Annotated in this window: 21 protein-coding genes; 15 read left to right on the forward strand and 6 right to left on the reverse strand. The window is 73.3% G+C overall.

The window, feature by feature from the left end; translation table 11 throughout:
- Positions 1-458: 458 nt before the first annotated feature.
- A complete protein-coding gene (locus O2W53_RS16565) occupies positions 459-908 on the forward strand; it encodes an endonuclease domain-containing protein (protein ID WP_269164152.1) in 450 nt (149 codons plus the stop codon).
- A gap of 106 nt (positions 909-1,014) precedes the next feature.
- Here O2W53_RS16565 and glpK (O2W53_RS16570) read toward each other — a convergent pair whose 3' ends face one another.
- The 4 genes from glpK (O2W53_RS16570) to O2W53_RS16585 form a co-directional block, all read right to left on the reverse strand.
- Positions 1,015-2,532: a glycerol kinase GlpK gene (glpK, locus tag O2W53_RS16570; protein ID WP_269164153.1), complete on the reverse strand. Its 1,518-nt coding sequence runs from the start codon at positions 2,530-2,532 to the stop codon at positions 1,015-1,017.
- 64 nt (positions 2,533-2,596) lie between these two features.
- Entirely contained in the window at positions 2,597-3,334 is a 738-nt protein-coding gene (locus tag O2W53_RS16575) for an MIP/aquaporin family protein (RefSeq protein ID WP_269164154.1), read from the reverse strand.
- Positions 3,335-3,492: 158 nt separating this feature from the next.
- Positions 3,493-4,995 (reverse strand): glycerol kinase GlpK, encoded by a 1,503-nt coding sequence (gene glpK, locus O2W53_RS16580; protein WP_269164155.1) that lies wholly within the window; start codon positions 4,993-4,995, stop codon positions 3,493-3,495.
- Positions 4,988-5,683 (reverse strand): IclR family transcriptional regulator, encoded by a 696-nt coding sequence (locus O2W53_RS16585; RefSeq protein WP_269164156.1) that lies wholly within the window; start codon positions 5,681-5,683, stop codon positions 4,988-4,990. The genes glpK (O2W53_RS16580) and O2W53_RS16585 overlap by 8 nt, the downstream gene beginning before the upstream one ends.
- Positions 5,684-5,843: 160 nt before the next feature.
- On the opposite strand from O2W53_RS16585, the gene O2W53_RS16590 reads away from it, so the two are divergent.
- The 4 genes from O2W53_RS16590 (at position 5,844) to O2W53_RS16605 (ending at position 11,706) form a co-directional block, all read left to right on the forward strand.
- Complete coding sequence (locus tag O2W53_RS16590; RefSeq protein WP_269164157.1) at positions 5,844-7,574, forward strand: glycerol-3-phosphate dehydrogenase/oxidase; 1,731 nt, start codon at positions 5,844-5,846, stop codon at positions 7,572-7,574.
- Positions 7,575-7,693: 119 nt separating this feature from the next.
- Positions 7,694-8,320, forward strand: coding sequence for a TetR/AcrR family transcriptional regulator (locus O2W53_RS16595; protein ID WP_269164158.1), 627 nt, complete (start codon positions 7,694-7,696; stop codon positions 8,318-8,320).
- A 23-nt stretch (positions 8,321-8,343) separates the two neighbouring features.
- Positions 8,344-10,584, forward strand: a complete 2,241-nt coding sequence (locus O2W53_RS16600; RefSeq protein WP_269164159.1) for an MMPL family transporter — start codon at positions 8,344-8,346, stop codon at positions 10,582-10,584.
- Between the two features lie 33 nt (positions 10,585-10,617).
- A complete protein-coding gene (locus O2W53_RS16605) occupies positions 10,618-11,706 on the forward strand; it encodes a M20 family metallopeptidase (protein ID WP_269164160.1) in 1,089 nt (362 codons plus the stop codon).
- 20 nt (positions 11,707-11,726) lie between these two features.
- Here O2W53_RS16605 and O2W53_RS16610 read toward each other — a convergent pair whose 3' ends face one another.
- On the reverse strand, positions 11,727-12,731 hold the full coding sequence (locus O2W53_RS16610; RefSeq protein WP_269164161.1) for a LacI family DNA-binding transcriptional regulator: 1,005 nt from the start codon (positions 12,729-12,731) through the stop codon (positions 11,727-11,729).
- A 201-nt stretch (positions 12,732-12,932) separates the two neighbouring features.
- Between O2W53_RS16610 and O2W53_RS16615 the strand changes: the two genes are divergently transcribed.
- The 10 genes from O2W53_RS16615 to O2W53_RS16660 all read left to right on the forward strand — a co-directional run bounded on the left by O2W53_RS16615 (position 12,933) and on the right by O2W53_RS16660 (position 21,558).
- On the forward strand, positions 12,933-13,772 hold the full coding sequence (locus tag O2W53_RS16615) for a BtpA/SgcQ family protein (RefSeq protein ID WP_269164162.1): 840 nt from the start codon (positions 12,933-12,935) through the stop codon (positions 13,770-13,772).
- A complete protein-coding gene (locus O2W53_RS16620; RefSeq protein ID WP_269164163.1) occupies positions 13,769-14,659 on the forward strand; it encodes a carbohydrate kinase family protein in 891 nt (296 codons plus the stop codon). The genes O2W53_RS16615 and O2W53_RS16620 overlap by 4 nt, the downstream gene beginning before the upstream one ends.
- Positions 14,660-14,745: 86 nt before the next feature.
- Positions 14,746-15,762, forward strand: a complete 1,017-nt coding sequence (locus O2W53_RS16625; RefSeq protein ID WP_269164164.1) for a substrate-binding domain-containing protein — start codon at positions 14,746-14,748, stop codon at positions 15,760-15,762.
- A 3-nt stretch (positions 15,763-15,765) separates the two neighbouring features.
- Entirely contained in the window at positions 15,766-16,527 is a 762-nt protein-coding gene (locus tag O2W53_RS16630) for an ATP-binding cassette domain-containing protein (protein WP_269164165.1), read from the forward strand.
- Complete coding sequence (locus O2W53_RS16635; protein ID WP_269164166.1) at positions 16,524-17,555, forward strand: ABC transporter permease; 1,032 nt, start codon at positions 16,524-16,526, stop codon at positions 17,553-17,555. The genes O2W53_RS16630 and O2W53_RS16635 overlap by 4 nt, the downstream gene beginning before the upstream one ends.
- Complete coding sequence (locus O2W53_RS16640; protein ID WP_269164167.1) at positions 17,552-18,589, forward strand: phosphotriesterase family protein; 1,038 nt, start codon at positions 17,552-17,554, stop codon at positions 18,587-18,589. Before O2W53_RS16635 ends, O2W53_RS16640 begins: the two co-directional genes overlap by 4 nt.
- A 3-nt stretch (positions 18,590-18,592) precedes the next feature.
- Positions 18,593-19,342 carry a glutamine amidotransferase gene (locus tag O2W53_RS16645; protein WP_269164168.1) on the forward strand — a complete coding sequence of 250 codons (750 nt, stop codon included), beginning with the start codon at positions 18,593-18,595 and terminating at the stop codon, positions 19,340-19,342.
- Positions 19,339-19,974: a TenA family protein gene (locus O2W53_RS16650; RefSeq protein WP_269164169.1), complete on the forward strand. Its 636-nt coding sequence runs from the start codon at positions 19,339-19,341 to the stop codon at positions 19,972-19,974. Before O2W53_RS16645 ends, O2W53_RS16650 begins: the two co-directional genes overlap by 4 nt.
- A gap of 70 nt (positions 19,975-20,044) precedes the next feature.
- Positions 20,045-20,986, forward strand: a complete 942-nt coding sequence (locus tag O2W53_RS16655) for a hydroxymethylglutaryl-CoA lyase (RefSeq protein WP_269164170.1) — start codon at positions 20,045-20,047, stop codon at positions 20,984-20,986.
- Between the two features lie 47 nt (positions 20,987-21,033).
- The gene (locus O2W53_RS16660; protein WP_269164171.1) at positions 21,034-21,558 is read left to right on the forward strand and encodes a flavin reductase family protein; all 525 of its coding nucleotides are present in this window, start codon (positions 21,034-21,036) and stop codon (positions 21,556-21,558) included.
- Here the strand turns inward: O2W53_RS16660 and O2W53_RS16665 are convergent.
- Positions 21,555-23,870, reverse strand: coding sequence for a SpoIIE family protein phosphatase (locus O2W53_RS16665; protein WP_269164172.1), 2,316 nt, complete (start codon positions 23,868-23,870; stop codon positions 21,555-21,557). The genes O2W53_RS16660 and O2W53_RS16665 overlap by 4 nt on opposite strands.
- Positions 23,871-23,916 lie beyond the last annotated feature (46 nt).

The following is a 23,916-nucleotide window of genomic DNA, read 5'->3' on the forward strand; positions in this document are numbered from 1 at the left end:
GGACGACGCCAGCGGCGCTTGCCCCTGATTCGGCACGCTGCCGGGATGTCCAGTCGTCTCAGCCGCCTGACCGGGGTCTTCGTCGGGAGCCACGCGATCGCCCAGGGCGCGGTGACGGCGAAGGAGCTGCGCTCGCTCGGGTACCGACGGCTCGTTCAGGGGGTCTACGCAGATCCGGCACTCGACGTCGACCACCGGCTCCGCTGTCGCGCGGTCGCGCTGCTCCTGCCGGCAGGTGCGGCCATCGGCGGCCACTCCGCGGCGGCCTGGCACGGAGCTCCGTTCGCCGGGCTGTCGGAGCCCGTGACGGTCATCCGGCCGCCGGACGTCGACTGGCGAGGGCCGCGGCAGGTTCGTGTCCATCGGTCGCCGCTGGCCGCGGGTGACGTCCTGGTGGAGGGCGAGGTGCCGGTCACCTCCCCCTCCGGACGGCCTGGGACGTCGCCGCCCTGGAGCCGGTGGGCACGGCCGTGGCTGCGCTCGACGCCATGGTCCGGGTCGGTGCTGTGCAGACGGCAGCCATGTCGGCGATGGTCGAGGCCGGCGCCGGGCGCTGGGGAGTGAGCAGGGTGCGGCGGGCATTCGCGCTCGTGGACCCGCGGGCGGAGTCTGCGCCGGAGTCCAAGGTGCGGGTGGCCCTGCTGCTCGCCGGACTGACCCCGGTCCCCCAGCTCGTGGTGACTCACGCTGGTCACTTCCTCGCGCGGGTCGACCTGGGCTGGCCGGAGCAGAAGCTGGCCGTCGAGTACGAGGGTGCACACCACTTCGAGGGCGAGCAGATCGTCCGCGATGACCACCGCTACGCCGCCCTCCTCGCCGCAGGATGGCGCGTCATCCGGCTCAGCGCCGCCGACCTGCGGGACCTGGACGGCGTCGTCCGTCGGGTCGAGGCCGCTCTCGGTGCCTGACGAGAGGGCAGAAATGGCCATTTCTGCCCCTGGGGTACGGGGGCGGACGCACCGCAGGCCCGGCGGAGCGGACTCCGGCGGGCCTGCGGTGGTCAGTGGTCCGGCGTCAGCTGACGTCCTCGTCCACCCAGTCCAGCGACTTCGTGACCGCCTTCTGCCAGTTGCGGTAGTAGCGCTCCCGCTCGTCGGTGGGCATCTGCGGGTCCCAGCGCTTGTCCTCGGCCCACTTGGCGGTGAGCTCGTCGAGGTCGGACCAGAAGCCGACGGCGAGCCCGGCCGCGTAGGCCGCGCCCAGCGCCGTCGTCTCGGCGATCTTCGGTCGGATCACCGGGACGCCGAGCAGGTCGGCCTGGAACTGCATGAGCAGCTCGTTGCCGACCATCCCGCCGTCCACCCGGAGCTCGGTCAGGTCGACCCCGGAGTCGGCGTTCATCGCGTCCAGCACCTCGCGGGTCTGGTAGGCGGTCGCCTCCAGGACGGCGCGGGCCAGGTGCCCCTTGTTGACGAACCGGGTGAGCCCGACGACGGCGCCGCGGGCGTCGGAGCGCCAGTGCGGGGCGAACAGGCCGGAGAACGCCGGGACGAAGTACGAGCCGCCGTTGTCGTCGACCGAGCGGGCCAGGTCCTCGATCTCCGGGGCGCTCTTGATCATCCCCAGGTTGTCCCGGACCCACTGCACGAGCGAGCCGGTGACCGCGATCGAGCCCTCCAGTGCGTACACCGGCTTGGCGTCCCCCAGCTGGTAGCACAGCGTGGTGAGCAGCCCGTTCTGCGACGGGACGGCCTCCTCGCCGGTGTTGAGCAGCATGAAGTTGCCGGTGCCGTAGGTGTTCTTGGCCATGCCCTTGGTGAAGCAGACCTGGCCGAACGTCGCCGCCTGCTGGTCGCCCAGCGAACCGGCGATCGGCACCCCGGCCAGGAAGCCGGCCTTGCGGCCCTTGCCGTACTCCTCGGAGTTGGAGCGGATCTCCGGGAGCATGGACATCGGGATGCCCATCTCCTGGGCGATGTCGGCGTCCCAGGCGAGCGTCCGGTAGTCCATCAGCATGGTGCGGGAGGCGTTGGAGACGTCGGTGAGGTGCAGTCCGCCGTCCGCGCCGCCGGTCATGTTCCAGATCAGCCAGGAGTCGATGGTGCCCATGAGCAGCTCGCCGCGCTCGGCGCGCTCCCGGGCGCCCTCGACGTTGTCCAGGATCCAGCGGACCTTGGGGCCGGCGAAGTAGGTGGCCAGCGGCAGGCCGACCTTGTCCTTGTAGCGGTCGGCGCCCCCACCGAGGGCGCCGAGCTCCTCGATGATCTTCGTGGTGCGGGTGTCCTGCCAGACGATCGCGTTGTAGACCGGCTCGCCGGTGCTCCGGTCCCAGACCACCGCGGTCTCCCGCTGGTTGGTGATCCCGACGGCGACGATGTCGGAGGTGCCGGCGTCGCTGCGGGCCAGCGCCTGGCCGACCACCTCGCGGGTGTTGCGCCAGATCTCCATCGCGTCGTGCTCGACCCACCCGGCGCGCGGGAAGATCTGCTCGTGCTCCTTCTGGCCGACGGACACGACGGCGCCGTCGTGGTCGAAGATCATGCACCGGGTGCTCGTGGTGCCCTGGTCGATCGCGGCTACGTACTGGGCCATGGGGGTTCCTCCTGGATGCGGGAGGGGCCAAGATCGCGATCTTGGCCCCGGCGGGCAGGTCGGGTCAGACGTTGACGTGGGAGAGCAGGCCGGCCAGGACGGCGCCGATGACCGGGCCGACGATCGGCACCCAGGCGTAGCCCCAGTTGCTGTCGCTCTTGCCCCGGATGGGCAGGACGGCGTGGGCGAGGCGCGGACCGAGGTCACGGGCCGGGTTGATGGCGTAGCCGGTCGGGCCACCGAGCGAGGCGCCGATGCCGACGACGAGCAGGGCGACGGCCAGCGGGCCGAGCTGGCTGGGGGTGTCCCCGAACCGCAGGATGATGTAGACGAGCACGAACGTGCCGACGACCTCGGTGATCACGTTGTCCTTGACCGTGCCGATGGCCGGGCCGGTGGCGAAGGTGCCCAGCTGGGTGCCCGCGGCCTCCGGGTCGTTGTAGTGCCCGTAGTAGGCCAGGTAGGCCACGACCGCACCGATGAAGGCGCCGACCAGTTGCCCGGCGAAGTACACCAGCGTGCTGGCCACGCTGACCTCGACGCCCGGGGCGTAGGTGTCGGTCCCGCTGACCAGCAGGCCGACGGTGACGGCCGGGTTGATGTGCGCCCCGGAGGTCGCCCCGGCGAAGACGCCGGCGAAGACGGCGAGCCCCCAGCCGAAGATGATGACGATCCAGCCGCTGTTGTTGCCGTTCGTCTTCGGCAGCACGACGTTGGCGACCACGCCGACGCCGAGCAGCAGCAGGATCCCGGTGCCGAGTACTTCACTGCCGAAGACGGTCCACAGACCGACGGTGTCCACGAGTAGGCGCTCCTCACGACGGGCCCGCGTCGTCGCGGGCCGTGCTGATCCAGGACGGGCCTGTGGCGGTGGTCACCACGCGTCCCGTCGTGCGAGGACCGTAGGAGCAGGCTGTGAGCTGGACAACAGTCGGGGTGCGACATCGTCGGACGACGACGTCAGGGAGCTCCCCAGGCGATGCTCAGCTCGACCGCCCGCTCCCAGCGGGGGTACTCCGCGGTCAGCGCCCGCGCCCGCTCCGGCGTCGGCGTCCACTGGGCCGACCGGTGCCAGTTCCGGCGCAGCGCCTCGATGTCCGACCACACCCCGACGGCCAGGCCGGCGGCGTAGGCGGCCCCGAGCGAGACCGTCTCCCCCACCATCGGTCGCACCACCGGGGTGTCCAGTGCGTCGGCGACGAACTGCATGAGCAGGTTGTTGGTGGTCATCCCGCCGTCCACCCGCAGGGCCGGCAACGACAGGCCGGAGTCGGCGGCCATGGCCTGCACCACGTCGCGGGTCTGCCAGCCGGTGGCCTCGAGCACGGCCCGGGCCAGGTGCCCCTTGGTGACGTAGGAGGTGAGCCCGGCGACCAGGCCGCGGGCCTCCCCCCGCCAGTGCGGGGCCAGCAGCCCGGAGAACGCCGGGACGACGTAGCAGCCGCCGTTGTCGCCGACCGTGCGGGCGAGGGTCTCCACCTCCGCGGCCGAGCTGATGAGGCCCAGTCCGTCCCGCAGCCACTGCACCAGTGCACCGGCGACGGCGACCGATCCCTCCAGCGCGTACCGGACCGGCTCCCCGGCCAGCTGGTAGGCCACCGTGCTGATCGACCCGGAGCGGGTGCGCACCAGCTCGGTGCCGGTGTTCTGCAGCAGGAAGCTGCCCGTGCCGTAGGTGCACTTGGCCTCGCCGGGGGCGAAACAGGCCTGGCCGAACAACGCCGCCTGCTGGTCGCCCAGCGCCCCGGCGATCGGCAGGGCCCGGTTCAGCGCGGTGGCCGTGCCCAGGACGCCGACCGAGGGGCGGATCTCCGGCAGCATCTCCGCCGGGATGTCGAAGAAGGCGAGCAGGTCGGGGTCCCACCGGCAGCTGCGCACGTCCATCAGCAGGGTGCGGCTCGCGTTGGTCACGTCGGTGACGTGGACGCCGCCGTCCGGCCCGCCGGTGAGGTTCCAGATCAGCCAGGTCTCCATGGTGCCGAACAGCAGCTCACCGCGTTCGGCGCGCTCCCGGGCGCGGGGCACGTGGTCGAGGATCCAGCGCAGCCGCGGGCCGGAGAAGTAGCCGGCGATCGCCATCCCGCTGCGCTCGGCGACCAGGGCGGCGTCGGGCCGGGCGGCCAGCTCCGTCACCAGGTCGGCCGTGCGGGTGTCCTGCCAGACCAGCGCCCGGGTCACCGGCCGGCCGGTGACCCGGTCCCAGACCACGGTGGTCTCCCGCTGGTTGGCGATGCCCAGCGCCACGACGTCCCCGGCGTCGGGCACGTCGCCGAGCACCTGCGCGGCGGTCCGCTGGGTGTTCGCCCAGATCTCCATCGGGTCGTGCTCGACCCAGCCGGGGCGGGGGAAGTACTGGTGGTGCTCGCGCTGGCGGACGGCGACCATCCGGCCGCCGCGGTCGAACACCAGTGACCGCGTCGACGTCGTCCCCTGGTCGACGGCCAGCACGTAGCGGTCAGCCACCGCCGTGCCCCAGCTCGCGGGACACCGCGTGGGCGGCGTCGACGACCATGGCCAACAGCAGGCTGCGGGGTACGCCGCGGGCGTCGAACAGCGAGGTCAGTGCCCCGCTGACGCCCAGGGCGGCGACCACCAGGCCACCCGCGTCGCGGACGGGGGCGGCGATCGCGCCCAGGCCCGGCTCCTGCTCGCCCCGCTCCGCCGCCCAGCCGTGGGCGCGCACCTCGGCCAGCTCGGGCGGGTGGGTGGCCCCGTACGCCAGCAGCACCTTGCCCAGCGCGGTGCTGCGCGCAGGGAGGGCGGTGCCGACCTCGAGCACCTGCGCGGAGTCGTCGGGGCGGAAGACGTGGTGGACGACGACGACCTCCGTGCCGGCGAGGGTGGCCAGCCGCACCGCCTGCCCGCTGCGGGAGGCCAGGGCGTCGGCCCAGTTCGAGGAGCGGGCCCGCAGCTCGTTGACGTCCAGGGGCGTGCCCAGCCGGAGCAGCCCGGGGCCCAGTGCGTAGCGGCCGGTGGCCGGGTCCTGCGCCACGAAGCCGACGTGCAGCAGGGTGCGGAGCAGGCTGTGCGCGGTCGTCTTGGCCAGCCCGACCGCCGCGGCGATGTCGGTGACGCCCAGCGTGCCGCCGGAGCCGGCCACCACGCGCAGGATCGCCGCTGCCCGCTCGATGGACTGCACGGTGCCCGGCACGGCGCCCGACGCTAGGCCATCGCGGGCCCGGATGGTGACCCAGCGCACGTGAGTTGTCCGACCATGTCAGACAGCCGCCGTCGACGGTCCGTCGCGCACCGACCTACCGTGGGTGCATCGTGCGCCGTCGTCGGCGATGGCCCGTACCGAGGAGTTCGCAATGACGGCAGTCCGCCCACTCGGCCCCGAGCAGCGCGCCCAGGCCTGGGCCGACCTCGCGGCCGGTGACTTCGAGGTCCTGGTGATCGGCGGCGGGGTGACCGGCGCCGGGGTCGCCCTGGACGCGGCCACCCGCGGCCTCAAGACGGCGCTGGTCGAGGCCCGTGACTTCGCCAGCGGCACCTCCTCGCGCTCCTCCAAGCTGTTCCACGGCGGGCTGCGCTACCTCGAGCAGTTCGACTTCGGACTGGTCCGGGAGGCGCTGCACGAGCGCGACCTCTCGGTCAACCGGATCGCCCCGCACCTGGTCAAGCCGGTGCCCTTCCTCTACCCGCTCACCCACCGCGGCTGGGAGCGGCCCTACGTCACCGCCGGGCTCGCGCTCTACGACGGGCTCGCCCGGCTCGGCTCGCTGGCCGACCCGATGCCCGCGCAGAAGCACCTGACCCGCACCGGTGCCCGCCGGATGTTCCCGGCGCTCAAGCCCGATGCGTTCGTCGGCGCCGTCCGGTACTACGACGCCCAGGCCGACGACGCGCGGCACACCCTGACCGTGGCCCGCACCGCCGCCGCCTACGGGGCCACCGTGCTCAACTCCGCCGAGGTCGTCTCCTTCGAGCACGCCGGCGGCCGGGTGGTCGGGGCGAAGGTGCGCGACGTCGAGACCGGCAACGAGGTCGACGTCTGCAGCGAGGTGGTCGTCAACGCCACCGGGGTGTGGACCGACGACGTCCAGACCCTGGTCGGCGGCCGCGGCCGGTTCCACGTGCGTGCCAGCAAGGGCGTGCACATCGTCGTCCCGCGCGACCGGATCAACGGCGAGGCCGGCCTGATCCTGCGCACCGAGAAGTCGGTGCTGTTCGTGATCCCGTGGGGCAGCCACTGGATCATCGGGACGACCGACACCGACTGGGAGCTGGACAAGGCCCACCCGGCCGCCAGCAAGGCCGACATCGACTACATCCTCGAGCACGTCAACGAGGTGCTGTCGGTTCCGATCACGCACGCCGACATCACCGGGGTCTACGCCGGGCTGCGCCCGTTGCTGTCCGGTGAGCAGGAGTCGACCAGCCAGCTCTCCCGGGAGCACGCGGTCGCCCGGCCGATGCCCGGCGTCATCGCCGTCGCCGGCGGCAAGTACACGACCTACCGGCCGATGGCCGCCGACGCGGTGGACGCCGTAGCCGAGGACGTCACCCGCCGGGTCCCGCCGAGCGTCACCGAGAACATCCCGCTGGTCGGCGCCGAGGGCTACGCGGCGATGGTCAACTCCCTCGACGGGCTCTCCGACCGGTGGGGCATCCCGCGCTTCCGCGCCGAGCACCTGCTCAACCGGTTCGGGTCGCTCACCCCCGAGGTGCTCGACCTGGCCACCGACGCCCCCGAGCTGCTCGAGCCGGTGCCCGGCGCCGAGGAGTACCTGATGGTGGAGATGGTGTGGTCGGCCGCGCACGAGGCCGCGCTGCACCTGGACGACCTGCTGGCCCGGCGCACCCGCATCTCCATCGAGACCCCGCACCGCGGGGTCGACTCCGCCGCGCCGGTCGCCCGCGCCGTGGCCGGGGTGCTGGGCTGGGACGACGAGCGGATCGCCAGCGAGGTGGAGAGCTACACCGCCCGGGTGGAGGCCGAGCGTCGCTCGCAGGAGGCTGCCGACGACCAGGAGGCCGACGCCGCCCGGGTCGCCGCACCGGACACCCGCGCCGTCGCCGTCGGCCGCGCACTGGGCTGAGCTCGTCGCGTACACCGCGTGACGCCGGTGCCCGGCGCTCCCCCGATGGGGGGACCGGGCACCGGGCGTGACGCAGTTCGCATGTCGATGCACGGCTGTATCCAATACAGTCCTGCATCGTGACCGACGTCGACCTGCAGCGGCCCAAGCGCCGTCGTGAGGCGACCGTCGAGCGGCTGCTGGACGCCGCCCTGCAGACCTTCGCCGAGCAGGGCTTCGCCGCGGCCAGCGTCGAGGACATCTGCAGCCGCGGTGGGCTCACCCGCGGTGCCTTCTACTCCAGCTTCAAGACCAAGGACGAGCTGTTCGAGGCGTTGATGACCCGCGAGGTCGAGCGCGACCTCGCCCGGGTCGCCGAGCTCCTCACCGGCCTCGCCGACGAGCCGGACCCCCTCGCCGCCGCGGTCGACCGGGTGCTGGGTGCCTTCCGCTGCGACCGCACCTGGGCCCTGGTGGTCACCGAGTACACGCTGCACGCCGCCCGGAACCCCGAGGCCGCCGAGGTGCTGCGCCGGCACGACGACCAGCTCGGCAGCCGGCTCGCCGAGCTGGTCGACCGGATGGCCGCCGAAGCGGGGCTGACCTTCACCCTGCCCGCGGCCGACCTCATCGGGGCGGCCACCGCGCTGCTCAGCGGGCTCACCGTCATGTCCCTCACCGCGCAGGGCGACCTCGAGCCCCTGCGCCGCACCGCCCTGCTCTCCCTCGTCCGCGGTGCCGTGTCGAGCACCCCGACCACCCCCTGACCCGGCTGAACCCAGGAGAACCGATGTCCACCCTGCTCTACCGGATCGGCCGCGCGGCCTACCGCCGCCGCGGGCTGTTCTCCGTGGCCTGGCTCGCGGTCCTCGGCCTCGTCGTGACGCTCTTCCTCACCATCGGCGGGGAGTTCGACGACGAGTTCACCATCCCCGGCTCGGAGTCCCAGGCGGCACTGGACCGGCTCGACGAGGTCTCCCCCGCAGCCGCCGGGGTCGGCGCGCAGCTGGTGTTCATCGCCCCCGAGGGCGCCGCGGTGGCCGACCCGCAGTACGCCGCCGCGATCGCGGAGACCGTGGCCGCGGCCGGCCAGGTCGACCAGGTGGCCGGGGTGCAGGACCCCTTCGCCACCCAGTCGATCAGCCCGAACGGGCGCGCAGCCCTGGCGCCGGTGCAGTACTCCGTGCAGGGCCCCGAACTCGGCGAGACCGCCCTGGAGGACCTGCAGGCGGCCACCACCGCGGCCACCGACGCAGGCCTGGAGGTCGAGGTCGGCGGGGCCGCCTTCAACACCGGCGCGGTCACCGTCGGCCCGGTGGAGCTCATCGGCGTCGTGGTCGCCGTCCTGGTCCTCGTCATCACGTTCGGCTCGCTGCTCGCCGCCGGCATGAACCTGCTGACCGCGCTGGTCGGCGTGGGCATCGGGCTCACCGGGCTGCTGGCGACGTCCGGGCTGATCACGCTCTCCTCGACCGCCCCGACGCTGGCGCTGATGATCGGCCTGGCGGTCGGCATCGACTACACGCTGTTCATCCTGTCCCGGCACCGCTCGCAGCTGGCCGCCGGCATGGACCCCGAGGAGTCCGCGGGGCGGGCCGCCGGCACCGCCGGGTCCGCCGTCGTCTTCGCCGGCCTGACCGTGATCATCGCGCTCTCCGGGCTCGCCGTCGTCGGCATCCCCTTCCTCACCGTGATGGGCCTGGGCGCCGCCGGGACCGTGCTGGTCGCCGTCCTGGTCGCGCTCACCCTGCTGCCCGCACTGCTGGGCTTCGCCGGCTCCCGGCTGGTGCCCAAGCCGGGGTCCCGCGCCGACCGTCGCGAGCGCGCGCTCGCCGAGCACGACGGTGTCCCGGCGCGCACCGGTGGCGCCCGCTGGGGCGCCTTCGTCACCCGCCGGCCGCTGCTCACCGTGCTGGTCACGGTCGTCGGCCTGCTGGTGATCTCGATCCCGGCGCTGCAGCTGCGGCTGGCCCTGCCCGACGCCAGCACGGCCCCCGAGGAGAGCACCACCCGGCAGGCCTACGACGCGGTCAGCGAGTTCTTCGGCCCCGGGGCCAACGGCCCGCTCATCGTCTTCCTCGACGGTCTGGAGCCGGCGACCGCCGAGCAGACGGCCGGCCAGGCCGCCGCCGCGATCGGCGGCACGCCGACCGGGCAGCCCGGGGAGTTCACCGGCGGGCTGGACGACGTGGCCTTCGCCGCGCCCCAGGTGCTGGCCGACGGCACCGCCGCGATCGTCCAGGTCGTGCCGGAGAGCGGTCCGCAGGACGAGGCGACGACCGCCCTCGTCGCCGAGCTGCGCGACCTCGCGGACGACCTGGAGGCCGACACCGGCGCCGACGTGACGGTGACCGGGCAGACCGCCGTCGCCATCGACGTCTCCGACCGGCTGGGCAACGCGCTGCTGCCGTTCACCCTGGTCGTCGTGGGCCTGGCGCTGGTCCTGCTGCTGCTGGTCTTCCGCTCGGTCCTGGTGCCGGTCAAGGCCGCGCTGGGCTTCCTGCTGTCGGTCGGCGCCTCGTTCGGCGCCGTCGTCGCGGTCTTCCAGTGGGGCTGGCTGATGGACGTCTTCGGCGTGCCGGCCACCGGGCCGGTCATCAGCTTCATGCCGATCCTGCTGATGGCGGTCCTCTTCGGCCTGGCCATGGACTACGAGGTCTTCCTCGTGTCCCGGATGCGCGAGGAGTTCGTGCACGGGGCCGCCCCGCAGGTCGCGGTGGTCGCCGGCATGCGGCACGCGTCCCGGGTGGTGGTCGCGGCGGCGCTGATCATGTTCTCGGTGTTCGGCAGCTTCGTGACCATCGAGGACGTGACCGTCAAGGCGATCGCCTTCGGGCTCGCGGTCGGCGTCCTGGTCGACGCCTTCGTCGTCCGGATGACGCTGGTGCCCGCCGTGCTGGCGCTGCTGGGCCGCTCGGCCTGGTGGCTGCCGCGCTGGCTGGACCGGCTGCTGCCCGACCTGGACGTCGAGGGCGCCAAGCTCGGCCGGACCGTCGAGGCCGAGCGCACCCCGGAGCCGGTGGGCAGCTGAGCGGCGGGCAGGGGCGCGGGCCATGATCGGTCCATGAGCGCCCCTGCCCTGGACGTCGCCGAGCTGATCCGCGAGCTGGTGCGGACCCCGACCATCTCCGGCGACGCGGCCGGTCAACGGGGCCTGCTCGGCCTGGTCACCGACGTGGCGACGGAGGCGGCCCCGCACCTGCAGCGCACCGAGGGCCCCGACCGCGAGCAGCCCTGGACCCTGCTCACCTCCGCCACCGACCCGGCGAGGCCACGGCTGGTCATCGCCTGCCACGTCGACACGGTCCCGGCCAGCGACCCCGACGGGTGGCAGCGGGACCCGTTCGGCGCCGACCTGGACGACGGCCGGATCTGGGGTCGTGGCGCCTCGGACATGAAGGCGGGGGTGGTCGCTGCGGTCGCGGCGCTGGCCGCGGCGGACCCGGAGACGCCGCTCGCCCTGCTGCTCACCAGTGACGAGGAGATCGGCTCGCGGGGTGCCGCTGCGGCGGCAGGGGCCGTGGCGGACCTGTCGGTGGGCGCCGTCGTCGTCCCGGAGGCGACGGGCAACCGGGTGGTCCTGGGCCACCGGGGCGCACTGTGGCTCGCCGTCCGGACCCGGGGGGTCGCCGCCCACGGGAGCACGCCCGAACGCGGCCACAACGCGCTGCTGGACCTGGTCGCGGTGCTCGGCCGGGCGGGCCGGGAGCTGCCGCTGACCAGTGCGCCGTTCCTGGGCGCCGAGACCTGGAACCCCGGCGTGCTGCACAGCGGCACGGTGCCCAACGTCGTCCCGGACCGGGCGGAGGTGCTGATCGACCAGCGCACCGTGGGCACCGGTGAGCGGCTGACCGCCTGGTGGCGCTCCCAGGCCGAGGTGGCGGAGGTCGACGTCCTGGTCGACCTCCCGGCGGTGCGGACTCCCGCCGACGACCCGTGGGTGGCCACCCTGCCCGTCGAGGTGCAGGACGCGCCGGCCACCTACTTCACCGACGCCTCCGTGCTCACCGCGGTCACCGGCGGGGCGCCGATCGTGGTGTGGGGGCCGGGAACCCCCGCGGTGATGCACGCCGTCGACGAGCACGTCGAGGTGGCTGAGGCCGAGCAGGCCGCCGCCGCCTTCGCCGACGTCCTCGCCCGCTGGCCGCGCTGACCGGTTCCACGTGGAACCGGTCAGCGGCTGGTGCTCGACCGGATGGTGAGCGAGGGCCGTAGCGCCACCCGCGAGGGCGGGGCCTCCTGCGCGCCCAGCACCCGAGACAGCAGGCGCACCGCCTCGGCCGCGATCTCCGCCTGCGGCTGCCGGACGGTGGTCAAGGACGGATGGCTCAGTGCGGCGAACGGGATGTCGTCGAACCCGGTGACCAGCAGGTCACGGGGGACGTCGACGCCTGCCGCCGCGCACGACTGCAGCATCCCCAGGGCGATCAGGTCGTCGGCGCAGACGACGGCGTCCGGTCGGGGGCCGTCGGCCAGCAGTGTGCGGGCGGCTTGTCGGCCCCACTCGATCGAGTACTCGCCCAGCAGGACGTCCCTCTCGCGCACGGCGATGCCCAGGCGTTCGGCGTGCCGGCGGAACCCCGCGACCCGCAGTTCCGTCGAGGAATTGGTGAGCTGCGAGCTGACGAACGCGGCGGAGCGGACACCGCGGTCGGCCAGGTGCTCCATGACCAGTTCCAGTGCGGCGTCGTCGTCGACCCCGACCCAGTCGCTGTCGACCCCGGTGACGTAGCGGTCGACCTGAACCAGGGGCAGCTCGTCCGCGGCCCGCCGCACCGCCGTCGTGCTCAGGCTGCCGTGCACCGGGCTGATGATGATGCCGTCGACCTGGCGGGCGACGAGGCTGCGCAGTCGCTGCGCCTCCAGCTCCGGGTCCGAGCGGGAGGAGCACAGGAAGAGCTGTCGGCCGGCGTCCTGCAGGGCGTGCTCGACGTGCTCGACGAGGCCGGTGAAGAAGGGGTTGGCGATGCTGGGGACCACCATGCCGACGGTGTCGGTCCGGCTGCGACGCAGTGCGCTGGCGATGCCGTTCCCGGCGTAGCCGAGTTCGTCGGCGGCGCGACGGACCTGGTCGACGACGGCCGGGGAGACCGGCTTGGCCCCGGACAGTGCGCGGGAGACGGTCGCCGTCGACACCTGCGCCAGCTCGGCGACGTCGCGGATGGTCACCCGCCCCACGCGCCCTCCTCTGTCGGCCCACTGACCACGTCATCATCGCCGACCGCGCGTGCGGGAGCGTGCCGCACGTCCGTGTCCAACGGATGACGCACGGCTGACCAGCGGAAACATGAATGTAAACGATTGCCTATTGACGGGGCAGTGGGGTTCGCCACTACCGTCGACCTCGTTGTGCAATCGATTACCTGGATGGGCGTGGACATGGCAGCGCAGCTCGGTGTGTACCCCCGCAAGCCCTCGGCGATGGCCGAGCTCTTCGGCACGGAGAAGACGCTCGTGGGTGCTGTGCACCTGCCTCCGCTGCCCGGCAGCCCCTCCTACCGCGGTCAGTCGGTGGCCGAGCTGTGCCGGTTCGCCGTCGAGGAGACGCAGGCCTACGTCGGCAACGGCTTCGACACCGTGATCGTGGAGAACCACTGGGACCTGCCGTTCCTCAAGCCGGGGGAACACGGGTACGAGGTGGCCGCGACGATGGGCGTGATCACCGCCGCCGTCGTCGCCGAGCTCGGCACGAAGGTGGGGGTCAGCGTGCTCTCCAACGCCGGCCAGTGCTCGGTCGCCGCTGCCTGGGCCGCCGGGGCAGGCTGGATCCGGGTCAACCAGTGGGCCAACGCCTACGTGGCCAACGAGGGGATCATCGAGGGCCAGGCGGCCAGTACCACCCGGTACCGGCACGCGATCGGGGCCGACCCGGTGAAGGTCTTCGCCGACGTGCACGTCAAGCACGGCGCACACGCCATCGTCGCCGACCGCACGCTGGCCGAGCAGACCGAGGACGCCGAGTTCTTCGACGCCGACGTCCTGATCGCCACCGGCTCCCGCACCGGTCACCCGACGTCCGTGGCCGAGGTCGTCGGCATCCGCGACCACACTCAGCTCCCCGTGATCATCGGCAGCGGCATCGACCCGACCAACGTCGGTCCACTGCTCGCCGAGTGCGACGGCGCGATCGTCGCCTCCGCCGCCAAGGAGAACAGTCGGTGGTGGGGACGGGTCGACCCCGAGAAGGTGCGCGCCGTCGCGCGGGCAGCCGGCCGGTGATCGTCTTCTGCGGGTACGCCAACCTCGACGTGGTCGGCCGGGTGCCCCACGTCCCGCGTCCCGACGAGCGGGTGCACGCCGTCACCGTGGAGCACCTGCCGGGCGGGATGGCCGCCAACGCGGCGGTCGCAGCTGCCCGCGCCGGTGCGCAGGTCGCCTTCGCCGGCGTGGTCGGCGACGATCCGCTGTCCGCCCGGTTCCTCGCCGAGCTCACGGCTGAGGGCATCGACACCGGGTGGACCGACCGCACCGGTTTCCTGTCCACCGCGATCGTGCTGGTGGACGCCGACGGCCGGCGCTCGGTGGTGAGCGAGGACGACGCCCTGGGGCCGGCCCACGTGACAGCGGTCGCCGACCGGCTGGCTGCCGACGGTGGGCTGCTCTACCTCGACGGCTACCGCGCGGCAGAGCTCGAGCAGGCCGTCCGGGCGGGGGTCCGCCTGGCCGTCGACCTCGACGGCTGCGACGACCGCGACGTCGCCGTCGCCGCGATGCAGGCCGCCGACCACGTCGTCGTCGGGCGCCGGCGGCTCACCGAGCTCCTGGCGGTGCCGGCTGCCGAGTGGGCCGCGCTGGCACGAGCCGCCGGGGTGACGCTCGTCGTCACCGACGGGGCTCGGGGATGGTCACTGCACCAGCCCGACGGTTCGGTGGCGGCCCGGCCCGCGCTCGAGGTCGAGGTCGTCGACGACACCGGGGCCGGCGACTGCTTCACCGGCACCTACCTGGCCGCGCTGGCCGCCGGCTCCTCCCCGCCCACTGCGGCGACCCGTGCCGGCGTCGCCGCCAGCCTGTCCTGCACCGTCCCGGGCGCGCGCGCCGCGCCCGCCCCGGCACTCGTCGACGCAGCTCTGGCCGGGGCTCCGGTCGGCTCGTCTGCCACCTGACGCACCACCTGCACCGCCGCTCCCCAGCACCGCCGTTCCCGCGCACCGCGATCCCGCAGCATCCGGCACCGCACCCTGGAGGACCCATGAAGCGCCCCCTCGCCCTAGCCGCAGGCGCGTGCCTGCTCGCCCTGGCCGCCTGCGACAGCGCCCCTGCGCCGTCGGCCGACGGCGAAGCCGAAGCCAGCGGCAGCTCGTCGGCCGGCTCGCTGCCGGAGCCCAGCGTCCAGCCGGTCGGCTGCGAGACCGACGAGCCCCTGGAGATCGGCCTGGTGACGATCAACCTGCAGGCGCTGTTCTTCAACCAGATCAACGACGCCGCGCAGGCGATGGCCGACGAGTACGACGTCGACCTGCAGATCATCAGCGGCAACGACGACTCGGTGACCCAGGCGAACGCGATCAACACGCTGGTCGCCGACGGGGTGGACGCGGTGATCGTGGCCGCGGTCGACACCGAGGGCATCAAGCCCGCGATCCGGGCGGCGGACGCCGCGGGCATCCCCGTGGTGGCGGTGGACGCCATCGTCGACGACCCGGCAGTGGACGCCCAGGTCGGCACGGCGAACGCCGAGGGCGGGGCGCTGATCGGTGCGGAGCTGCTGGAGATCTCCGGTGGCGAGGGCGAGGTCGGCATCGTCAGTGCCCTGAACAGCACCATCCAGCTGGAGCGCCAGCAGGGCTTCGAGGAGGCCGTCACCGCCGGCGGGATGACCATCGGCACCGTGGTCGACGGCCGCAACGTCCAGGAGAACGCTCAGGCGGCCGCGGAGAACCTGCTCACCGGCAACCCGGATCTGGAGTACGTGTACGCCACCGGTGAGCCGGCGCTCATCGGCCTGGCCGCCGCGGTGCGCAGCCAGGGCGCGCAGGACCGGGTGACCGCCGTCGGCTGGGACCTCTCCGATCCTGCTGTCGAGGGCCTGGAGGAGGGCTGGATCGCCGGCGTCGTCCAGCAGAACACGTTCGAGTTCGGCTACCAGGCGATGGCCGCGGCGATCGACCTGGCGTGCGGCAACCCGGTGGAGAAGGAGAACCCCGTCGACATCCAGATCGTGACGCCGGAGAACGTCTCCGACTACCTCTACTACCTGGAGGGCTGAGGCATGGCTGACGAGACCGGGGACCTCCTCGTCGAGCTCGAGGGCATCACCAAGTCCTACGGGCCGGTGAAGTCACTGCGCGGGGTCGACCTCACCCTGCGTCGCGGGGAGGTCCTCGGCCTCGTCGGCGACAACGGTGCCGGCAAGTCCACGCTGATGAAGGTGCTGGCCGGGGCCGTGCAGCACGACGCCGGGGAGATCCGGGTGCACGGCCGGCCGGTGCGCTTCAGCAACCCCTCGGCCGCACAGGACGAGAAGATCGGCATCGTCTACCAGGACCTGGCGCTCTGCGACACCCTCGACGTCGCCAGCAACCTGTTCCTCGGCCGGGAACCCCGCAAGGGCCCGTTCCTCGACCGGAAGGCGATGCACGAGCGGGCCGCGCAGATCCTGGCCGACCTGCACGTCAAGGTCACCAGCACCCACCAGGAGATCGGCACCCTCTCCGGCGGTCAGCGGCAGACGGTGGCCATCGCCCGCGCGGTGTCCTTTGCCCCCGACGTGCTCATCCTCGACGAGCCGACCGCCGCGCTCGCCGTCGCCGAGGTCGAGTCGGTCCTGCGGCTGATCGCCGACGTCGCGCGCCGCGGGGTCGGGGTCATCCTGATCACCCACCGCCTGCAGGACCTCTTCCGGGTCTGCGACCGGATCACCGTGATGTACGAGGGGCAGAGCGTCGACGACGCGCTCATCAAGGACCTCGACATCGAGAAGCTCGTCGGTCTCATCACCCGTTCCGCCCCCGGGCAGGAGGAAGCAGCGTGACCACCACGACCACCACCGCACCGCCCGGGGAGTCGGCCACCCGGCTGGCCCAGCAGCAGTCCTGGTGGGAGCGGGTGAACAAGGCCACCTTGGTCATGGCCGGGGTCACCCTGGCCGTCTGCGTCTTCTTCGCCGTCGCCTCCGACGCCTTCCTGACCTTCGCGAACATCTCCAACGTGGCCACCCAGGTGGCGCCGGTGGTGATCATCGGGGTGGCGATGACGTTCGTGATCACCTCCGGCCAGATTGACCTGTCGGTCGGCTCGATCGTCGCCTTCGTGTCCGCGGTCTCCGCCCAGCTGCTGCAGACCGGTTGGGACTCCTCCCTCGTGCTGATCGCCGGGGTGCTCCTGGGCGCCGGGTGGGGCCTGGTGAACGGGTGGTTCACCGCCTACGCCGGGATCCCGGCGTTCATCGTGACGCTGGCGACCCTGTCGGTGATCCGGGGTATCGCGCTGCTGACCACCGAGGGCTTCTCGGTGCCGATCGAGCGCTCGACGTTCGTCGCGCAGCTGGGGACGGCGCGGTGGCTCGGCTTCTCCAGCAGCGCCTGGATCGCCCTGGTGTGCGTCGTCCTGGGGATCGTGGTGCTGCACCGGACCCGCTTCGGTCAGTACGTCATCGGCATCGGCTCGGCCGAGGAGTCCGTCCGCCGGGCCGGCGTGAACGTGCGGCGGATCAAGATGCTGGCGCTCTGCCTGAGCGGGCTCGCCGCCGGGGTCGCGGGCCTCCTCATCGCCGCCCGGCTCGGCTCCGGCTCGGCGAACGCCGCCCAGGGCTTCGAGCTCACGGTCATCGCCGCGGTCGTCATCGGCGGGACCAGCCTCTTCGGCGGACGGGGGACGGTGGTGGGCACGCTGATCGGGGCAATCCTGACCGGCGTCATCGCCAACGGGCTCACCCTGATGGGGGTCAGCCCGTTTCTGACGCCGATCATCACCGGGACGGTGCTGCTCGCCGTGATCTGGGTGAACCTCCGCGGCAAGGACATCGGCGGGGCACTGCGTGGCCTGGTGGGCGGCCGGTGAGCACGGTCCGCACGGTCCTCGGCGACGTCGACTCGGCCGACCTGGGCGTGGTGCTCCCCCACGAGCACCTGGTCAACGACAACACCGTGGCCTTCCGCCCGGCGGCCGACCCCCGCCTGCGCCGGCTGCTGGACGCCCCGGTGTCGGCGGGCCTGGCCTGGCTCCTGGCCGACCACCCCTACGAGAACGCCGACAACTGCCGGCTGGACGACCTCGACGCCATCGCCGCGGACCTGCAGGTGTTCGCCTCCGTCGGAGGACGGACCGTTGTCGACCTGACCCCACCGGGGATCGGCCGCGACCCGGAACGGCTGCGGGCGCTGTCCGAGCGCACCGGCGTGCAGGTGGTCATGGGCTCGGGCTGGTACCTCCAGGCCAGCCACCCGGCCCACCTGGCCACGTCCACGCCCGATGAGCTGGCCGCCGAGCTGGTGGCCGAGTTCGACGCAGCGCACGACCTCCGGCCCGGCGTCATCGGCGAGATCGGGGTCTCCCCCGCCTTCACCGACGACGAGCGGACCGCGCTGCGGGCTGCCTGCCGGGCGCAGCGTGATGTCGGGGTGCCGCTGTTCGTGCACCTCCCCGGCTGGCTGCGGCGCGCCCACGAGGTGCTCGACGTCGTGCTCGACCAGGAGGGGGTCGACCCGGCCGCCGTCGTCCTGTGCCACATGGACCCCTCCGGAGGGGACCCCGACCACCAGCGGTCGGTCGCCGCCCGCGGGACGTTCCTCGAGTTCGACATGGTCGGCATGCCCTTCGACTTCCCCGGGGAGGGCCGGTCGCCGTCACCGGCGGAGACCACCGCTGCCGTCGTGACGCTGGTCCAGGCCGGGCACGGCTCCCGCGTCCTGCTCTCGCACGACCTGTTCCTCAAGGCGATGCTCAGCCGCTTCGGCGGCAACGGGCTGGCCTACGTCCCCGTCGTCTTCGCCGACCGGCTGCGCACTGCTGGCCTCGCCGATGACGTGGTGGCCGCACTCATGACCGACAACCCGCGGACGTTGTTCGACGGCGCCGCACGGAAGGAACGCTGACCGATGGCCCGGATCCTGATCGCCGGTGAGAGCTGGATGACCACCTCGACGCACGTCAAGGGGGTGGACGAGTTCTCCGTGCACTCCTACGTGGAGGGCGTCGGACCGTTGCGTGACGCGCTCACCGGTCGCGGTCACGTGGTGGAGCACCTGCCGGCGCACCTCGTGCCGACCCACTTCCCGGGGGACGCCGCAGCACTGTCCGCCTACGACCTCGTGGTGCTCTCCGACATCGGCGCGAACTCCATCCAGCTGGCCCCCCAAGTCTTCGAGCGGTTCCAGCCCGGTGAGGACCGCCTCGGGGCGCTGCGCGACTGGGTGGGCGACGGCGGTGCGCTGCTGATGATCGGCGGCTACCTGTCCTTCAGCGGTTTCCAGGCTCGGGCGGCGTTCCGGCAGACGGCGATCGCCGAGGTGCTCCCGGTGACGATGCTCCCCGAGGACGACCGGGTCGAGAGCCCGGCCGGCATCGCACCCACCGTCGTCGACCCCGGGCACGCCGCGCTGGGCGGCGCTGGCGCCGACTGGCCCGGACTGCTCGGGTACAACCGGACGGTCGCCAAGGACGGCGCCGAGGTGCCCGCCCTGGTGGGAGAGGACCCGCTGGTCGCACTCGGCCCTTTCGGCGCCGGCCGGGCCGGGGTCTTCACCTCCGACTGCTCGCCGCACTGGGCGCCGCCGGCCTTCTGCGAGGAGTGGCCGGGCTACGCGGACCTCTTCGACGGCCTGGTGCGCTGGCTGGTCCGCGGGTGACCGGCGGCCGCTCGGCGCGGCTGGTCGAGCGGCACGCCGCCCTGCTGGACCGGGCCTGCGACATCCGGTTCGTCCGGGAGGCGACGGCGGGCACGCTCCCGGCCGGGGACTTCGCCCGGTACCTGCTGGTCGAGGAGGCCTTCGTGCTGACCGCGGCCCGGGTCCTCGGCCGGGTCGTGTGGGAGTCGGAGGGCTGGGCGGAGCTGCTGCCGTCCGCTCGGTCGCTCACCAACCTCGTCACCGAGCAGCGCGACTACTTCGCGGGCCTGCGCCACCGCTGGCCGGTCGAGGACGCAACGGCGACGCTGGCGCGCGCCGCGGTGCTGTCGGAGCTGGTGCTGCGACAGGTGACCAAGGCCGGCCGCCCCGCCGCGCTGACCGGGATGCTCGCCGCCGAGACGATGTACGCCCGCTGGTGCGCCGCGGCCGCCGCGCAGCCGGCCGACCGGCACCCCGACCTGCAGGCCTGGATCGACCTGCACGCCGAGCCTGCCTTCCTGGGACAGGTGGCGGCGTTGCGCGCCGACGTCGATGCGCTCCCGCCGGAGCTGGCCGACGACACCGCGCTGGACCGCTGGTTCGCCGCGGTGTTGGAAGCGGAGATCGTCTTTCACGACGCGGTCCACGGCTGACCCGGGGCCCGGTTCCACGTGGAACCGGGCCCCGGGGGCAGGATGGGCGTCGACGGCGAGGAGGCCCGACGTGAACGAGTTCGACCTGGTGCTGCCGACGGCGGTCGACGTCCGAGAGGTCGGGATGCGGGACGGGCTCCAGCTGGAGGACCCGGTCCCCCTGGCCGACAAGCTGGCCATGCTCGAATCGCTGGTGGCCACCGGCGTCCGGCGGATCGAGGTGACCTCCTTCGTCTCGCCGAAGGCGGTGCCCGCCCTGGCCGACGCCGACCAGGTCGCCGCCGAGCTGCACCGCTTCGACGGCGTGCACTTCTCCGCCCTGGTGGCCAACCCGCGGGGCGCGATCCGGGCGGTCGACGCGGGCATCGCGCACCTGGAGTACGTGGTCTCCGCCGCCGACTCGCACAGCCGCGCCAACGCCGGCCGCTCGACCGCCGAGGCCGTCGCCGCGGTGGGACAGATCGCCGAGCTCGCCCACGGCGCCGGCGGGTCCCTGGAGGTCATCGTCGCCACCGCCTGGGACTGTCCGTTCGACGGGCGGACGCCGGTGGCCCGCACCGTCGACGTCACCCGGGCCGCGGTCACCGCCGGCGCCGACCAGCTGTGCCTGGGCGACACCATCGGCACGACCACCCCGGCGCGCGTCGTGCGGCTGCTGGACGAGGTCCGCCGGGCCTGCCCGGGCGTGCCGCTGGGCGTGCACTTCCACGACACCCGCGGCACCGGCCAGGCCAACGCGCTGGCGGCGCTGCAGGCCGGCGTCACCCAGCTCGACGCCTCGGTCGGCGGTCTGGGCGGCTGCCCGTTCGCGCCGGGCGCCAGCGGCAACATCGCCACCGAGGAGCTCGTCTACTGGCTGGCCGACGCCGACGTGGCCACCGGCATCGACCTGGACGCCGTCCTGGCCGCGGCCGCGGTCACCGAGCGGGCCGTCGGTCACCAGCTGCCCAGCTCCCTGTACCGGGCCGGTGGGCGCAACGCGCCCCGCGGCGCGGTGGTCAGCGGTGGGTGACCGGTCGCACGGTGCCCCACCGGGTCGCGCGTGATGGGATCGGCGGCGTGAACCCAGGAGCGGACGTCCCCCCGGCAGTGGTCGACCCCTCGGTGATGCGGAACGTGCTCGGGCACTTCGTCTCCGGCGTCACCGTGGTGACGGCGGTGGCCGCCGACGGCCCGGTGGGCTTCACCTGCCAGTCGTTCAGCTCGCTGTCCCTGGACCCGCCGCTGGTCGCCTTCGCCCCGGCCCGCACGTCCCGCACCTGGCCGTTGCTGCGCGGGGCCGGCCGGTTCTGCGTCAACGTGCTCGCCGATGAGCAGAGCGGACTGTCCCGGCAGTTCGCCCGGTCCGGCGCCGACAAGTACGCCGGCGTGCAGTGGTCACCCAGCCCGCACGGCTCCCCCGTGCTCGCCGACGTCGTCGCCTGGATCGACAGCGAGCTGTGGGCCGAGTACGACGGCGGCGATCACACGATCGTCGTCGCGCGGGTGCTCGACCTCGGCGCCGACGCCTCCCGCACGCCGCTGCTGTTCCACCGCGGCGCCTACGGCCTCCAGCAGGCGCGACTGGACCCCGAGGAGAGCTAGCCGAAGCGCAGGGCGAGCACCGCGACGTCGTCCCGGCGGTCCGGGTCGGCGCCGACGGCGTGCAGGCACAGCGCGGCCGGGTCGTCGTCGACCGGGGCGTCGCCGAGTCGCTGGACCAGTGCAGCGATCCCCTGGTCCATGTCCTGGCCGGGCCGCTCGATCAGCCCGTCGGTGTAGGCCACCAGCGTGGCCCCGGGCGGGATCTCCACCGCCCGGGACTGCCGCCGGTGCGTCACGTCGACACCGATCAGCATCCCGGTGATCCCGTCGAGCATCTCGACCGTGCCGTCGACGTGGCGCAGCAGCAGCGGCGGGTGCCCGGCGTTGGCCAGCAGCAGCCGCCAGGGCTCCCCGTCGGCGCCGGGCCGCTCGACCCGGCCGTAGATCATCGTCGCCATCGGGGCCACGTGCAGGCCCTGCACCAGGCGGTCGACCCGGCCGAGGATCTCCCCCGGGTCGCCGTCGTCGGCGTCCCAGGCGCAGGCCCGCAGCAGGCCGCGCAGGTGCCCCATCGCCGCGGCTGCCGCGACGTCGTGCCCGACCACGTCCCCGACGGCCAGACCGACGCTGCCGTTGGGCAGGTGGAGCAGGTCGTAGAAGTCGCCGCCGACGTCGGCGGAGCTCGAAGCACTGAGGTAGTGGGCCGCAGCCGTGACGCCGGGGATCTCCGGCAGCTGGGGCAGCAGCGAGCGCTGCAGCGTCTCGGCGACGGAGTGCTCCTGCTGGTACAGGCGGACGTTGTCCATCGCCATGGCGGCCCGGCGGGACAGGTCGCGGGCCAGGTCGACGTCGTCGGCTCCGAACCGCCGGTCCTGGCTCTCGGCCACCAGGGTGAGCGCCCCGAGCGTGCGACGGCGGGCGACCAGCGGCACGGTGAGCTGCGAGGAGGTGCCCAGCTCGGCCATCACCGCACGCAGCGCCGGGTCGGGGGCGGCGGCGAGCAGGATCTCGTCGGTGATCTCCGGGACCAGGACCGGCTCGCTGGACCGGAGCACCCGCCGGATGGGTGCGGCGTCGGGCAGGTCGGCGATGCGCAACGCGGCGAAGCGGCGCAGCTCCTCGGTCATCCCCCGCCGGTGGGCGGCCGAGGTGCCGGAGACCGAGCCGTGCTCGTCCACCAGGGTGAGGAACACCCAGTCGGCGAGCAGCGGGACACAGAGGGAGGCCAGCCGATCGAGCAGGTCGTCCATGTCCAGGGTCGCGCTGAGCGTGCTGGTGGCCTCGGCCATCAGTGCCAGCCGGCTCTGTGCCTGCTCGGCCTCGACCCGGGCGGCGTCGGCGGAGGCGTGGGCCTCCTCGGCGTCCCGCCGGGCGGCCTGCTCGGCGGCGAACGCGGCCTGGCGGTCGTCCTCGACCCGGACCCTCTCGGTGACGTCGGTCTGCACGCCCACGAAGCTGACCAGCGTGCCCTCGCCGTCGAACACCGGGGTGATCGAGACCTGGTTCCAGAACGCCGTGCCGTCCTTGCGGTAGTTGAGCAGCGTGGTGGTGACCGGCTGCTCGTCGCGCAGCGCCTGGCGCAGGTCGTCGATCGCCTTCTGCTCGGTCGCCGGGCCCTGCAGGAAGCGGCAGTTGCGGCCGACGCTCTCCTCGTAGCCGTACCCGCTGATCCGGGTGAACGAGGGGTTGACCCACACCAGCGGGTCGTCCTCCTGCCGCGGGTCGGTGATGGTGAAGGCGATGTCGGTGGCGACGACCGCACGTTCCCGCAGCGCCTGCAGCTGCGTCTCGGGGTCCGTGTCGTCGCGCCCGTCGAGCTCGAGGAAGACCACCAGCGACAGTCGTTGTTCGCTGTCGTCCCTGGACAGGGGAAAACCGCTCACCCACAGCACCCGGTCGGCATCGTCCCCGGCGTCCGCGGCGCGCTGGGCGTTCGAGCTGTCCCGGGGGCTGAGCCGGACCGCCTCGCCGGCGACCAACCGCCCGGCGGCGACGTCGGACAACGGGCCGGTGCTCTTCGCCAGCGGCGCACCGGACAGGTCGGTGAGCCCTGCGGAGGCGCCCCAGGCGTCGATGGCGACCGGCAGGCGCACGTTGCCGGCGAGTTCGATGGCTGCGGTGTTGGCGTAGGTGACGGTGCCGTCGGTCTGGTCGATCACCAGGACGGCGACCGGGACGTCGGAGAGCACCCCGGGCAGCGCGGCCTGGGCGCTCCGCTGGCTGTCCGTCCCGGAGACCGCTGCCTCGGCGGCCCCGACGACCGACGCCTGCTGGCGGGTCTGCTCGGGCTGGTCGGGGCTGCTCGGCAGGGCATCGACCAGTGCAGCGGCGGCTTCGCGGGGGACCGGGACCGGTCGCCTGTCGGACGGCACTGCGCGATGTTACGAGAGGAACTTCGGTTGCGCACCACAGAGCGCC

Source organism: Modestobacter sp. VKM Ac-2978 (genome assembly GCF_026968025.1).
Lineage (GTDB): Bacteria > Actinomycetota > Actinomycetes > Mycobacteriales > Geodermatophilaceae > Modestobacter.

Coding starts and splice junctions, on each gene's coding strand:
- O2W53_RS16605 (WP_269164160.1), top strand. CDS start 10,618: ATGAGCGCCCCTGCCCTGGACGTCGCCGAGCTGATCCGCGAGCTGGTG.
- O2W53_RS16630 (WP_269164165.1), top strand. CDS start 15,766: ATGGCTGACGAGACCGGGGACCTCCTCGTCGAGCTCGAGGGCATCACC.
- glpK (WP_269164153.1), bottom strand. CDS start 2,532: ATGGCCCAGTACGTAGCCGCGATCGACCAGGGCACCACGAGCACCCGG.
- O2W53_RS16645 (WP_269164168.1), top strand. CDS start 18,593: ATGGCCCGGATCCTGATCGCCGGTGAGAGCTGGATGACCACCTCGACG.
- O2W53_RS16590 (WP_269164157.1), top strand. CDS start 5,844: ATGACGGCAGTCCGCCCACTCGGCCCCGAGCAGCGCGCCCAGGCCTGG.
- O2W53_RS16615 (WP_269164162.1), top strand. CDS start 12,933: ATGGCAGCGCAGCTCGGTGTGTACCCCCGCAAGCCCTCGGCGATGGCC.
- O2W53_RS16625 (WP_269164164.1), top strand. CDS start 14,746: ATGAAGCGCCCCCTCGCCCTAGCCGCAGGCGCGTGCCTGCTCGCCCTG.
- O2W53_RS16600 (WP_269164159.1), top strand. CDS start 8,344: ATGTCCACCCTGCTCTACCGGATCGGCCGCGCGGCCTACCGCCGCCGC.